Raw genomic sequence first — 13127 nt, forward strand, 5'->3', positions numbered from 1 at the left:
CAATACACATGTCAACACCATTAGGTATTACCGAAGTTGTCTTAAGAGACGGCCATCAATCATTACTCGCGACGCGATTACGTTTAGAAGATATGCTACCTATTGCACCTAAACTTGATGAAATTGGCTTTTGGTCTATCGAGTCATGGGGGGGGGCAACCTTTGATTCCTGCATTCGTTATTTAGGTGAAGATCCTTGGCATCGTATTCGAGAGCTGAAAAAAGCAATGCCAAATACGAAACAACAAATGCTGTTTAGAGGGCAAAATATTTTAGGCTACCGACATTATGCCGATGATGTTGTAGAAAAATTTGTTGAACGTGCGCATGTTAACGGTGTGGATGTATTTCGTATTTTTGACGCAATGAATGATGTCCGTAATTTGCAAACAGCAATTAAATCGGCGGTTAAAGTTGGTGCGCATGCGCAAGGCACGTTGAGTTATACAGAGAGCCCTGTGCACACCTTGGAAGGTTGGCTTACCATGGCTAAGCAATTAGAAGACATGGGCGCACATTCACTTTGTATAAAAGATATGTCTGGGCTCTTGAAACCTTATGATGGTGCTGAATTAATTAGCCGACTTAAAGAAACTGTCTCTTTACCTATTGCATTGCATTGTCACGCGACTACTGGTTTAAGTGTTGCCACACACATGAAGGCGATTGATGCAGATATAGATGTTATCGATACATCAATTTCGTCGATGAGCCAAACGTATGGCCATTCACCAACAGAAACTATCGTCTCTATTGTTGAAGGTTCTGAACGTGATTCAGGGCTAGATTTAGAGAAGCTTGCTGAAGTAGCAGCATATTTTAGAGATGTCCGTGAAAAATATGCCAAATTTGAGGGTAGTTTGAAAGGTGTAGATGCGCGTATTTTACTGGCTCAAGTGCCAGGTGGCATGCTAACAAACATGGAAAATCAATTAAAAGAGCAAGGTGCAGCTGATAAGTTTGATGATGTATTGAAAGAGATCCCTCGTGTCCGTGAAGACTTAGGTAATATTCCGTTAGTCACACCTACCTCGCAAATTGTTGGCACACAGGCTGTACTTAATGTATTAACAGGTGAACGTTATAAGTCTATTACCAAAGAAACTGCTGGTGTGCTTAAAGGCGAGTATGGCGCCACTGCTTCAGCTGTTAATCGTCAATTACAAGATAAAGTACTCGATGGCAAGGAGGCAATCACGTGTCGACCTGCTGATTTGTTATCACCTGAAATGGACAAGTTAACGGCTGATCTTGAAGGAATCGCTAAAGAAAAAGGCATTACGCTTGCCGACGAAGTTATTGATGATGTACTGACTTATGCTTTGTTTCCGCAAATTGGCCTTAAGTTTTTAGAAAATCGTAATAATCCTGATGCTTTTGAGCCTGCACCAACGAAAGAGTCTGCTGCGCCATCGGAGACGAAAAGTGTAACTGCAACTGAAAGTTATGCAGTTAGTGTCGACGGGCAAGTGTTTGATGTTGTTGTTGGACCAAGTGGAAGTGTTTCTTCGGTTACTACAGCTGATGCGCCAATTAAACAATCAGCACCTGTGAGCACGGGTGAAACATTAAATGCGCCATTAGCAGGCAATATATTTAAAGTCCTTGTTAATGAAGGTGATGAAGTTGCTGCAGGTGATGTGGTTATTATTATGGAAGCCATGAAGATGGAAACAGAGGTTCGTGCTGTTTCTGGCGGGGCAATAGCCAACATTAATGTCAGAGAAGGGGATGCCGTAGCGGTAGGTGACACCCTGTTAAGCTTGGCATAGGTGATATTATGGAGCAGTTAAATACACTTTGGTTGTCAACTGGTTTAGCTAACTTTGAGCTTGGCCAAGTAATCATGATGCTTGTGGGGGGCGGTTTATTATTCTTAGCCATTGCGAAAAATTTTGAGCCCTTATTGCTCGTGCCAATGGGATTTGGCGCAATACTGACGAATATACCAGTTGCGGGGTTTTCTGAGGTCGGCGGTTTACTGCATTATGTATATTATGCGGGTATAGATACAGGTATATTCCCATTACTAATTTTTATGGGCGTAGGTGCAATGACGGACTTTGGCGCTTTGATCGCCAACCCTAAAACATTATTTTTAGGTGCAGCCGCGCAGTTTGGTATATTCGCAACCTTGTTTGGTGCTATTGCTCTTAATGCAATACCGGGGTTTGAATTTACCATTCAAGATGCATCAGCCATTGCGATTATTGGTGGCGCAGATGGGCCAACCGCAATATTTCTTGCTTCTAAATTAGCACCTGAATTATTAGGGGCGATAGCGGTAGCAGCTTATTCTTATATGGCGCTAGTGCCGATTATTCAACCGCCAATAATGAAAGCATTAACGACGGAAGACGAACGAAAAATTGAAATGGCACAACTTCGCCATGTCACCAAAATAGAGAAAGTTATTTTTCCACTTGGCGTGTTAATGATGACTATTTTCTTTTTACCTGCCGCAACACCATTAGTTGGTATGTTTTGTTTAGGTAACTTGATGCGAGAGTGTGGCGTAGTAGATCGTTTGAGCTCAACGGCACAAAATGAATTGATCAATATTGTGACCATCTTCTTAGGTTTAGGTGTCGGTTCTAAGTTAAGTGCAGAACAGTTTCTAAATGTGGAGACGCTCGGGATCCTTGGTCTAGGTGCTGTTGCTTTCTCAATTGGTACTGCTTCAGGTGTGTTAATGGCGAAATTTATGAATAAACTAAGTGCTGAGAAAGTTAATCCATTAATTGGCGCTGCAGGTGTTTCAGCTGTTCCGATGGCGGCCCGTGTGGCGAATAAGGTGGGCTTAGAGGCTAACCCACATAACTTTTTATTAATGCATGCAATGGGGCCCAATGTCGCGGGTGTATTAGGTTCAGCAGTGGCTGCTGGCATCTTACTTGCGTTGGTTGGTCAATAACCTTTTAGCGTATAGTTAACATAGTTAAAGAAGTGCTACTGCAATTTAAAGCAGTTAGCGCTTTTTTTATCTGAAATAGTTGTCACGATGCCAGCATCAGCCAATTGATTGTAATATCTTAACGGTGTGAAATAAGCTTTGGTATTAATTGTGTTGAATGCTTTATCTAACGTCTCTTTGAGCATTTGTCCAGATACAGAGTTTTTAACAGCAAGACTTGCAGGTATTGATGTGAGTTTTTGATAGTGTATCTTACCAAGTTGAAGTTTATTTATTGTACTCATCATGGAAGCTCGTTCAAAAATTGCAGCTTTGATACGTCCTTTCATTATTAATTTAACGAGTTGCTCAAGCTTACTTACTTCGATAAATCTATCTCTTGGTATTCCTGTAACCATGGCGAAGAAATCTGCATTACCGGTAAGAGTGCCAATAGTCTTTTTCGGTAAATTTTTCATATCAAGGTTTTTACGTTTTTTGGCGTAAATATCAACAGTCGCTTGAAAGTACCAGTCTAATTCGATGGCATTTTGATAAAAACTAGCCGTCTCATTTCCCTTTGGTGTTAAACCGATTAACTGAACCTTGTTATCAAATAAATCTTTTTTTGCCCTTGCATAGTTTGCGATGGCTATTTGAAACTTTAATGATGATTTTCGTTCGATAGCCTTTAGTAATTCCTGCAATATGCCCGAGCCATCTTCATTAATAACAGGTGGGAAAGGTTCCAATTCAACAGCTATATCTTGTGCACTCGTTAAACTTGGTACGAAAAAGCATAGCGCTAGTAATAGTTTTTTCACGTGTTAAGTCCTTGCTACTAGCTCTAACCCTAGCACAAATTAAAAAAATAAAGCAATTTTCAGACGTTAGCGTATTTATGGGTGCAGTTTAAACTGTTGCCAGCATTGATCTTGTTTTTCAAAGCAAATGCGATCATGTAAGCGGCTAGCTCGGCCTTGCCAAAACTCAATATAATGCGGCTTAACATTTAATCCTCCCCAAAAATTGGGTAATGGAACCTCGTGACCCGCGAACTTTTCTTCATAGTGGCTAACGCGATCTTTTAATTCGTCGTCATAACTGAGTTTTTGGCTTTGTTTTGACGCCCATGCACCAATTTGACTACCACGATCACGGCTGTGAAAGTATTGTTCTGATTGTTTTACACTTAATTTTTCGATAGTGCCTTCAATACGTACTTGACGTTGCAATATGTTCCAGTGAAATAGGAGGGCGACTTTGTCATTTTGTTGTAGTTCTGAATGCTTTCTGCTGCCATAGTTTGTATAGAAAACAAAGCCTTCCTCATTAAAGGATTTAAGTAATACCATACGAGAACTGGGTTGACCATTTTGAGCTACAGAACTTACCGACATGGCTTCTGGTAGCAGAATGCCTGACTTATTTGCTTCTTCAAACCATTGTTGAAATAAGTCAAATGGAGATTGATTTGGTTTGATTTCAGGTAGTGGTAAAGCAACGCCTTGGCCAAACGTCAGTAAACAACGTAGCTTTTCAATAAATGTCATGCAGTTAAACTCCAAAGATTAAGTAAAAGAATTTTATCAATAACGGCATGAGTTTTATAGAAAAAGGGCAAAGTATTTAAGTTCAGTTATATCAACGCTTACTTTTTGTCGTAAGTTAGCGTTATGTTGCAAGTTAATATTAATGACGATAAATGTCTGGACTATATATCCCAGTCATCAGAGTCATCAAGTAACTCTTTTAAGCGCTTTCTTTCGAGAAGATCATCAATTTTTCGCCTGACTTGTGCATTCTTTTCTTCGCCTGGCTTAATTTCTATGTTGTCATTGTCGGTATCTAGATTTGAATCATCCAAATCGTCGGTATTGTCATATGTCATGGTATTTACCTGATGCATGCGTATAACGAATATCAATTTCGCAGATTTTATCTTCTTAGTTTGAAAATAGGCAAGGAAATTCTTGAGGTCAAACTTTCATGATTAAAAATATAAAAAGCCAATCAAGTATGATTGTCACTTGATTGGCTTTTAAATGAGTGTTGTGGGAGTAACTCGGCTATACAGTTTACCAGCCTTCAACTCCCTTCATGTCAGGAAGTTGATGTGCAATGCCTTTATGGCAATCTATACAAGTTTTGTCTCCGTTTGCTAATGATGTTGCATGCTGTTGTGAAGCTCTGTCACTTTGTGCCGTAAAATCCATATAGTCGAAGTTATGGCAATTGCGACATTCAAGAGAGTCGTTTGCTTTTAATCGATTCCATTCATTTTGTGCTAATCGCTTGCGATGTGCCAAAAATTTCTCTCGTGTGTTAATGGTACCAAAGATCTTTCCCCAAACTTCTTTGGAGGCTTGCATTTTACGAGCAATTTTATCCGTCCATTTATGCGGTACATGGCAGTCGGGACAAGTAGCTCGTACCCCTGAGCGGTTTGAAAAGTGTATCGTTGTTTTCATTTCTTCATAGACATTGTTTTCCATTTCGTGGCAAGAAATACAAAATTTTTCGGTATTTGTTGCTTCGAGTGCTGTATTAAAACCACCCCAAAAAATAATACCCATAACAAAACCACCGATGACAAGGAAGCCTAAGCTAAAATAGGCGCTCGGTTTTCTTAATGTTTGCCAACCGATTTGAATGAGTTTTCTCATTATGCGCTCCTATTTGTTGCTACCTTGTTTTTGATTCATCAAGGTATGCATGTCAACAAAGTTATTTTCGACCAGCAGTTTTGCATCCGTTTGTGTGGCATGACATTGATTACAGAAGTATCTTCTAGGAGAAACCTCTGCGAGGAAGTTACCATCTCTATCCATAAAGTGGGTAACACTCACCATAGGTGCTTGTGATTCTTCCGTTCGGCTTCTACTGTGGCATGACATGCACTTGTTGGTGTTTAAGTTTACCTCGTAGTTTCTGATTTTGTGCGGTATAACCGGAGGTTGCATTGGGTAACTTCTTGCTTGCTTTACATCATTGTTCATGACGTTTGCGATACTTTGAGGAGCAACTTGCTCTTGCAGTGCCTTGCCTTTTCTAAGTGTAGCAACGTCATCGAATGCAAACACTGATGAAGATATCGATATCAGTATAATAGTGCGAGACAAGCATTGGATAATATAATTCATGATCTTGCTCCTAGGCTTTAACAACTTTGACTGCACATTTTTTAAAGTCAGTTTCTTTGGATAAGGGATCTGTTGCATCTAGTGTTACTTTGTTTACGAGGCGACTCGCGTCGAACCAAGGCATGTAAACCAACCCTTTTGGTGGCTTATTTCGGCCTCGTGTTTCTACGCGTGTTTGTACCTCTCCTCGTCGAGAAACTAATTTTACGAGATCGCCGCGGCGCATTTTTCTTTTTTTAGCATCATCAGGATGCATGTAAACTAAAGCATCAGGCATTGCTTTATACAGCTCTGGTACTCGTTGCGTCATCGAACCAGAATGCCAATGCTCTAACACACGACCTGTAGATAACCATAAGTCATATTCAGTGTCAGGTACTTCTGCTGGTGGTTCATAAGGTAAGGCAAATATTACCGCTCTGCCATCTGGCTTGCCATAAAACTCAAAATCGCTTCCTGGTGTAACATATGGATCTGTTCCCTCTTTAAAGCGCCAGAGGGTTTCTTTACCGTCAACGACAGGCCAACGCAAGCCTCGTTCCTCATGATAACGATCATATTCGGCTAAATCATGTGCTTTACCTCGACCAAAGCTTGCATATTCTTCAAAGAGTCCCTTCTGAATATAAAACCCAAAATGACGTGCTTCGTCGTTAAGCCTGTCTGTGGGGACTTGATTGATTGAGTATTTGTTCACTTGACCATTTTCAAATAACACTTCATACATTGATTTTCCTTTATATGAAGGATTTTTATCGAGCAGTTCTTTTGGCCAAACTTCTTCAATTGAAAAACGTTTAGAAAACTCGACTAACTGCCATAAGTCGGATTTTGCGCCTTTAGGAGCCTCTACCATCTGATACCAAGCTTGTGTGCGCCTTTCTGCATTACCGTAAACGCCTTCTTTTTCCACCCACATTGCTGTTGGTAGAATAAGATCAGCTGCTTGTGCCGTAACCGTTGGGTACGGGTCTGATACTACAATAAAGTTATCTGGATGACGGTAACCAGGATAGCCTTCTTGATTCATGTTGGCTGCAGCCTGCATATTATTGTTACATTGTACCCAATAAAAATTTAGCTTACCGTCTTTCAACATGCGATTCTGCAAGACAGCATGGTAGCCAGGTTTTGCTGGAATTGTACCGCGAGGGATTTTCCACTTGTCTTCAGAATAAGCGCGATGTTTCTCGTTTTTAACTACCATGTCGGCAGGTAAACGATGCGAGAAAGTACCCACTTCTCTCGCAGTTCCACATGCTGAAGGTTGACCGGTAAGTGAGAAAGGACTATTTCCAGGTGTTGATATTTTTCCAGTTAATAAATGAATGTTATAAACTAAATTGTTTGCCCAGACTCCGCGGGTATGTTGATTGAATCCCATCGTCCAGAAGGAGCAAACCTTGGTATTTGGATCCGCGTATAGTTCAGCTAAAGCTTCTAAATTCGCAATTGGAACGCCTGAAAGTCTCGAGGTATACTCGGCTGTATAAGTACTGACGAATTTAGCATATTCTTCGAAGTTGATTGCCTTTGAACCGCCGGCATTCGAATTATTATTTTTAGCACGTTGTTCAAGTGGATGTTCTGGGCGTAAACCGTAGCCGATATCGGTGTTTCCCATCCGGAAATTTGTATGCTTAGTTACAAAGTCTTTATTAACGCGATTGGTGGTAATAATATAATTGGCAATAAAGTTTAGAATGGCTAAATCTGTTTGTGGGGTGAAGATCATACTGTTATCTGCAAGATCCGAACTACGGTGTTGGAATGTAGATAACACTGCAACTTTAACATGAGGGGCGCTTAGGCGGCGATCAGTGATCCTCGTCCATAAAATAGGATGCATTTCTGCCATATTAGATCCCCAGAGTACCATTGCATCTGTTGCTTCAATGTCATCATAACAACCCATTGGCTCGTCTATGCCGAAAGTTCGCATAAACCCCCCAACTGCTGAAGCCATGCAATGCCTCGCATTTGGGTCGATATTATTACTCCTAAAGCCTGCTTTAAATAATTTAGAGGCAGCATAACCTTCAAATACGGTCCATTGACCGGAGCCAAACATTCCAATCCCTGTAGGACCTACCTTTTTAAGCGTTTGCTTTGCTTTCTCTGCCATAATATCGAACGCTTGCTCCCAAGTTATGGGGGCAAAATCACCATTTTTATCAAACTTGCCATTTTTCATACGCAGTAATGGCGTAGTTAATCGATCTTTGCCATACATGATTTTTGATAAAAAGTAGCCTTTAATACAATTTAAGCCGCGATTGACTGGGGATTTAATATCGCCATGTGTAGCAACGACTTTTCCATCCATCACTCCTACATTAACGCTACAGCCAGTACCACAAAACCGACAAGGGGCTTTATCCCATTTTAATTTCGTTAGATCACTGGTTGTGATCAAGTTTGACGCAGTTGCTGGTATTGATACACCGGCAACCGCAGCAGCGGCTGCAACAGCATTTGCTTTAATAAACTCTCGGCGATTGATACGCATAAGGTCACCTTAATCTTCCGTTAAAAATTGATGGTATATCGGAGATAAACTATAAAGTCCGACATGAATTTTGAGTTGGTCAACAACAATAGCTATTTGTTTCTGACTCGTGGCCTCAATGGTAAAAACAATTTTGCCAATATCACTGACGGCGTGGATTTCTGTGCCTTGTTCAGCGTTAACGTCATTGATAAATTGTTCGATAAAGTCTGGGCTGACATGCGCAACAAAACTGGCGACATGGTACTCTGATTTTTTTTGCTGGGTTGCAGCGCAAGTAGTTATGGCATTATCCATAATGTGCCTCGTTGGGATGAATAAACGCGAGTGAAATAATATTGATAGCATTATTAGCGTTGGTTTCCGCACCTATGCCCCCGTTTGTGCTTATCCTTGTTAGCTTGATTTCTTTATGTGATGCAGGATAGTTCAGACTTAATGCTGTCGTTTTACACTTTTTTGGTAAAAGGTGAATGCCGCTTAGGTTCGCTAAATGACTCATGACATGTAACACTCATTAGGCACTAGGTGGACCAAAAAGTAACTGTGATATCCACACCATAAAGCCAAAGCCACCGACAATAATGACGGATAAAATAGGCGCTAAAAATATCACTAGAAATATAAAGGTATTTTTTTCATATTTACGTTGTTTTTCAGGGGAAAGGTTGTGCGCCATCTTATTTCTCCTTGGTCTTTTTTCATCCATTATGTCTAGCTAATTTTATGAAGTATTGATCCATATCAATGTTTAATATTTAATCGATACTGAATAATTTTTTAAGTGTAGTTCAGAATTGATAATTTGCTTGGTATGATGGATAGCTATTTCATCTATACACTCGAGTATTGTTTGTGAATTCATTTAACGATATACATCAATGGCTTAGTCAATGGCAGCCGGCAATAGCTGCAAATTTTGAAAGACGGCTAGTGGTTGTAGAAGGTGAATGTGAGTGGCAGCAGCATGTTGCAGAGGTCTTTTACCGTTATTTTAATGCCGATAAAAGACAATGCTTTTTATGGGGGGAAGATCAAACATTTCTTACCGGAACAACGAAGAATTATCGCCATCAACTTGGCTGTGAGTATGATCTTGTTATATTTTCGGATCCTTTATTTCATCCCGATGCATTTTCAGCGTTATCAGGTACTTTAAAAGCCGGCGGAATTTTGTTGTGGCTAAAGCCTGAGGTACAAAGTCCGGGTATTTTCATGCAACGTGTCATGACAAAGTTTATACAAGATGCTCATGTTATTCACTTAACGAGCGCTACGCTGCCGATTGTTTCAATCAATACATATGTGCAACATGAATTCAGTGTAAGTATAGCCGATGGCTGCTTGACTCAAGAACAACATAGTGCGGTAAACGCTATCTGCCATGTCGCGAAGGGGCACCGGAATAGGCCGTTAATCCTTACAGCTGATCGCGGTAGAGGAAAATCGTCAGCATTAGCGCTTGCCTGTATTCGCTTAATAACTTCCGAAACACAGGTGTCTGCAATTAATATCAACATTAGCGCACCTTCACCACAAGCAACGACAGTATTTTTCCAGCAATTGCGTAAGCACTTACCTGATGGTCGTTATTCACCGCATAAATTTTGCTATCGACAGCATACCATCAGTTTTATAGCTGTTGATGTATTACTTGCAACATCGCCATCGTGTAACCTGCTATTAATTGATGAAGCCGCAGGGATCCCCGTGCACCTGCTTTTACAATTATCAATGAACTATAATCGTATCGTTTTTACTTCGACGCAGCATGGATACGAAGGTGCGGGGAGAGGCTTTGCTATAAAGTTTCGTAAAATGCTTAAAGTCATTGCTCCAAAATTTCAATCATTTCATCTTAATCAACCTATTCGATGGCGAGATAATGATCCACTGGAACAGCTGGTATTTGATACTTTTTTATTTGATAGTTCACTTGAAGTCGATACGCTAGACCAAAAAGTTGCTCATTATAAAGTATCTCAAATTAGCCAAGCGATGTTAGCAAAAGATGAAAAGCTCTTAGAACAAGTATTTGCTGTGTTAGTTAGTGCACACTATAAAACAACCCCATCAGATTTAAAGTTATTATTGGATAATCAAAAAGTCCGCATTTTCATCGCTATTGCTCCGGAAAGTCAGACTGTGATCGCAGTTGCACTTGTTATTGAAGAAGGTAAAGCAACAGCCGAAGAGGTTGCTGCGGTTAAGGACAATGAAAGGCAACTTAAAGATCAGTTTACGCCGCAGTATTTGCTAAGGCATTTAGGCGTTAATGAGGCATTTGAATATCGATATTGGCGTGTGAACCGTATTGCTGTTATTGAATCGCAACAACAACAAGGCGTAGGGGGGGAACTGTTAACCTTTATTGAACAACAAGCTAACAATGAAAATGTAGATTGTTTAACGACAAGTTTTGCGGCAAATTCATCAATTGTTGCTTTTTGGCAGGCGAGTTCCTATGTCGTTGTAAACCTTGGCATATCAAAAGATCAGGCCAGTGGTGAACATGCAGCGTTAATGCTGAAGCCGTTAACACAAAAATCGATTTTTCTCGCAGACCAGTTGGTTGTGCAGTTTTATCGTAAATTAAGTTTTTACTTAATGACATCTTTTAAACAACTGCCGGCAGATCTCGTTTTACAGCTACTCTTAATGGCTAAAGAAAAGCATTTACCTTCAATTGAAACATCTGATCTTCACATTGTGCATGCATACCTCGCACAACAAATGCAATTTATGCAGAGCGCATTTAGTCTGCAACAATGGTTAATAAATAAACTCAGCCATCTTGATGAAGATACTTATATTTGTTTAGATAAAAATACGTTATTTACCTCTAGCGAACAGGCATTAAATTTTATCGTTGCAAAAATACTACAGCAGCAATTAGATGAAGAGATTGCATGGCAATATTCATTAACGGGTAAAAAACAAATTCAGCAACAATTACGAAAAGTGTTGCGCAATATTATTGAGCGTTAATTTAGAGCGTGTTGAACTTAGCTGTTTGGCATTTTTACTGTGTTAACGCTTTACTGGAGTAGAATAACTACACGGCGTAATCGCTGCCTTGTATAAATACCAAACAAATTGCAGCAAAAGTAAACATGAAAGATCAACACGCACTAGTGTATTTGAACCTGCCACAACCAGAATTTACGCATTTTATGAAATAGGCACATTTGTTGAGCTGATAGGTTGAAATCAGTATCTAATATGATTTTATCAACGTAATATAAAATGACATTCGCTAATGCTGCATTTGGCGTGTGGAGATATGTTTTAACAAGTATCGATAGCCATCGCTCAGGGTCAGAAAGTGTATCTGGAAGTTTTTTCATCATGTTATCCTATTGTCTATTTTTACTGACACAGCTTGTAAGTAAACTTTGCCATATCACTCTTTTCGCCACCGTGTTTAAACTTTGGCATTCATTACCATGTATAACGCCGTTTGAAATCAGCTTAGCAAGTAATTGCGTTGGTAAAGCTACTTGCGCTAATTCTCTTTCGCAATAAGTAGTTGTTTGTCTGCCCATTTGTCTTCCTTTTGCTCGTCGTTTTATAACTAACAGTAGCTATTATAATTATTAAATGCAAATGATAATTAATTGTATTTGGGTTTAAGGTTATTGTTTAGCGTAATTAATAGCGTTACTATTTGATCCGAAAAGTAAAAACTGGGAGTAATTTGATGACAGCTGTCATTGAAGTAAAAGGGTTAACCAAAGTATATGGTGAACTGAAAGCGGTAGATGGTGTCGATTTTTCAATAAATAAAGGGCAATGTTTTGGTCTGCTAGGACCTAATGGTGCAGGAAAAACCACAACAATTGAGATTATGGAAGGCATTATCCAACCAACGAGTGGGGAAATAAACTATTATGGTAAACCTGCTTCACCGGAGATAGCTCAACAAATTGGAATTCAATTTCAACATACGGCATTACAAGACTTTCTAACGGTAAAAGAAACGTTAGATTTATTTACATCGTTTTATCAACACACGGTGACGCATGATGCACTAATCGAATTATGCGATCTTGGTGACTTTCTCTCTCGTGATAATCGCTTGTTATCTGGTGGCCAACGACAAAGGTTGTTACTGGCGTTAGCACTTATTAATGATCCCGATATTATTTTTTTAGATGAACCTACGACGGGCCTTGATCCGCAAGCAAGGCGTAATTTCTGGCAACTGATCAGAAAAATAAAAGCCAATGATAAAACGGTTATTTTGACAACTCATTATATGGATGAAGCTGAACAGCTGTGTGATGAGGTCGCTATTATGGATAAAGGTAAAGTGATTGAGCATGGTGCGCCCGAAAAATTATTAACAAAACATTTTAATGATGTTTTCATTTACTTACCCAAAGAAGATGTAAGCGACGATATTATTAAAGAAAATAACTGGTCAATTGAAGCGAATCGAGTCGCTATGTCGACCTCACAGGTGGAGCAAACGTTGGCATATCTCATCGCACAAAACATTTCATTAACAGGCTTGCACGTAAAGTCTCCAAACCTTGATGATTTGTTTTTGAAATTAACAGGCCATTCGTTGAGAGAATAA

14 protein-coding genes are annotated in these 13127 nt (G+C 39.7%); 4 read left to right on the forward strand and 10 right to left on the reverse strand.

The window, feature by feature from the left end; genetic code table 11:
- Positions 1-8 precede the first annotated feature (8 nt).
- Positions 9-1772, forward strand: coding sequence for a sodium-extruding oxaloacetate decarboxylase subunit alpha (gene oadA / locus QUE09_RS04680; protein ID WP_286235045.1), 1764 nt, complete (start codon positions 9-11; stop codon positions 1770-1772).
- Positions 1773-1780: 8 nt separating this feature from the next.
- On the forward strand, positions 1781-2914 hold the full coding sequence (locus QUE09_RS04685) for a sodium ion-translocating decarboxylase subunit beta (protein ID WP_286235046.1): 1134 nt from the start codon (positions 1781-1783) through the stop codon (positions 2912-2914).
- A gap of 35 nt (positions 2915-2949) precedes the next feature.
- Here QUE09_RS04685 and QUE09_RS04690 read toward each other — a convergent pair whose 3' ends face one another.
- From QUE09_RS04690 to napE, 8 genes are all read right to left on the reverse strand, one after another.
- On the reverse strand, positions 2950-3717 hold the full coding sequence (locus tag QUE09_RS04690) for a type 2 periplasmic-binding domain-containing protein (protein WP_286235047.1): 768 nt from the start codon (positions 3715-3717) through the stop codon (positions 2950-2952).
- A 75-nt stretch (positions 3718-3792) separates the two neighbouring features.
- Positions 3793-4446 (reverse strand): pyridoxamine 5'-phosphate oxidase, encoded by a 654-nt coding sequence (pdxH, locus tag QUE09_RS04695; protein ID WP_286235048.1) that lies wholly within the window; start codon positions 4444-4446, stop codon positions 3793-3795.
- Positions 4447-4607: 161 nt separating this feature from the next.
- Positions 4608-4784 (reverse strand): PA3496 family putative envelope integrity protein, encoded by a 177-nt coding sequence (locus QUE09_RS04700; RefSeq protein WP_286235049.1) that lies wholly within the window; start codon positions 4782-4784, stop codon positions 4608-4610.
- Positions 4785-4971: 187 nt separating this feature from the next.
- Positions 4972-5559 carry a cytochrome c3 family protein gene (locus QUE09_RS04705; RefSeq protein ID WP_434017280.1) on the reverse strand — a complete coding sequence of 196 codons (588 nt, stop codon included), beginning with the start codon at positions 5557-5559 and terminating at the stop codon, positions 4972-4974.
- A 9-nt stretch (positions 5560-5568) separates the two neighbouring features.
- Positions 5569-6036: a nitrate reductase cytochrome c-type subunit gene (locus QUE09_RS04710; protein WP_286235050.1), complete on the reverse strand. Its 468-nt coding sequence runs from the start codon at positions 6034-6036 to the stop codon at positions 5569-5571.
- A 10-nt stretch (positions 6037-6046) separates the two neighbouring features.
- Positions 6047-8545, reverse strand: coding sequence for a nitrate reductase catalytic subunit NapA (napA, locus tag QUE09_RS04715; protein ID WP_286235051.1), 2499 nt, complete (start codon positions 8543-8545; stop codon positions 6047-6049).
- 9 nt (positions 8546-8554) lie between these two features.
- Complete coding sequence (locus tag QUE09_RS04720) at positions 8555-8842, reverse strand: chaperone NapD (RefSeq protein WP_286235052.1); 288 nt, start codon at positions 8840-8842, stop codon at positions 8555-8557.
- 220 nt (positions 8843-9062) lie between these two features.
- Positions 9063-9224: a periplasmic nitrate reductase, NapE protein gene (napE, locus tag QUE09_RS04725; protein WP_286235053.1), complete on the reverse strand. Its 162-nt coding sequence runs from the start codon at positions 9222-9224 to the stop codon at positions 9063-9065.
- Positions 9225-9400: 176 nt separating this feature from the next.
- Here napE and QUE09_RS04730 point away from each other — a divergent pair, with 176 nt between their 5' ends.
- Positions 9401-11533 carry a tRNA(Met) cytidine acetyltransferase TmcA domain-containing protein gene (locus tag QUE09_RS04730; protein WP_286235054.1) on the forward strand — a complete coding sequence of 711 codons (2133 nt, stop codon included), beginning with the start codon at positions 9401-9403 and terminating at the stop codon, positions 11531-11533.
- Between the two features lie 143 nt (positions 11534-11676).
- On the opposite strand, the gene QUE09_RS04735 is transcribed toward QUE09_RS04730, so the two are convergent.
- Both QUE09_RS04735 and QUE09_RS04740 read right to left on the reverse strand, forming a co-directional pair.
- On the reverse strand, positions 11677-11895 hold the full coding sequence (locus QUE09_RS04735) for a hypothetical protein (RefSeq protein ID WP_286235055.1): 219 nt from the start codon (positions 11893-11895) through the stop codon (positions 11677-11679).
- A gap of 6 nt (positions 11896-11901) precedes the next feature.
- The gene (locus QUE09_RS04740; RefSeq protein WP_286235056.1) at positions 11902-12090 is read right to left on the reverse strand and encodes a hypothetical protein; all 189 of its coding nucleotides are present in this window, start codon (positions 12088-12090) and stop codon (positions 11902-11904) included.
- A gap of 155 nt (positions 12091-12245) precedes the next feature.
- Here QUE09_RS04740 and QUE09_RS04745 point away from each other — a divergent pair, with 155 nt between their 5' ends.
- Positions 12246-13127, forward strand: coding sequence for an ABC transporter ATP-binding protein (locus tag QUE09_RS04745; protein ID WP_286235057.1), 882 nt, complete (start codon positions 12246-12248; stop codon positions 13125-13127).

This window comes from Thalassotalea sediminis (genome assembly GCF_030295915.1).
GTDB lineage: Bacteria > Pseudomonadota > Gammaproteobacteria > Enterobacterales > Alteromonadaceae > Thalassotalea_C > Thalassotalea_C sediminis.

Coding starts and splice junctions, on each gene's coding strand:
- QUE09_RS04735 (WP_286235055.1), bottom strand. CDS start 11,895: ATGATGAAAAAACTTCCAGATACACTTTCTGACCCTGAGCGATGGCTA.
- QUE09_RS04700 (WP_286235049.1), bottom strand. CDS start 4,784: ATGACATATGACAATACCGACGATTTGGATGATTCAAATCTAGATACC.
- napE (WP_286235053.1), bottom strand. CDS start 9,224: ATGGCGCACAACCTTTCCCCTGAAAAACAACGTAAATATGAAAAAAAT.
- QUE09_RS04685 (WP_286235046.1), top strand. CDS start 1,781: ATGGAGCAGTTAAATACACTTTGGTTGTCAACTGGTTTAGCTAACTTT.
- oadA (WP_286235045.1), top strand. CDS start 9: ATGTCAACACCATTAGGTATTACCGAAGTTGTCTTAAGAGACGGCCAT.
- QUE09_RS04745 (WP_286235057.1), top strand. CDS start 12,246: ATGACAGCTGTCATTGAAGTAAAAGGGTTAACCAAAGTATATGGTGAA.
- QUE09_RS04740 (WP_286235056.1), bottom strand. CDS start 12,090: ATGGGCAGACAAACAACTACTTATTGCGAAAGAGAATTAGCGCAAGTA.
- QUE09_RS04710 (WP_286235050.1), bottom strand. CDS start 6,036: ATGAATTATATTATCCAATGCTTGTCTCGCACTATTATACTGATATCG.
- QUE09_RS04720 (WP_286235052.1), bottom strand. CDS start 8,842: ATGGATAATGCCATAACTACTTGCGCTGCAACCCAGCAAAAAAAATCA.
- napA (WP_286235051.1), bottom strand. CDS start 8,545: ATGCGTATCAATCGCCGAGAGTTTATTAAAGCAAATGCTGTTGCAGCC.
- QUE09_RS04705 (WP_434017280.1), bottom strand. CDS start 5,559: ATGAGAAAACTCATTCAAATCGGTTGGCAAACATTAAGAAAACCGAGC.
- pdxH (WP_286235048.1), bottom strand. CDS start 4,446: ATGACATTTATTGAAAAGCTACGTTGTTTACTGACGTTTGGCCAAGGC.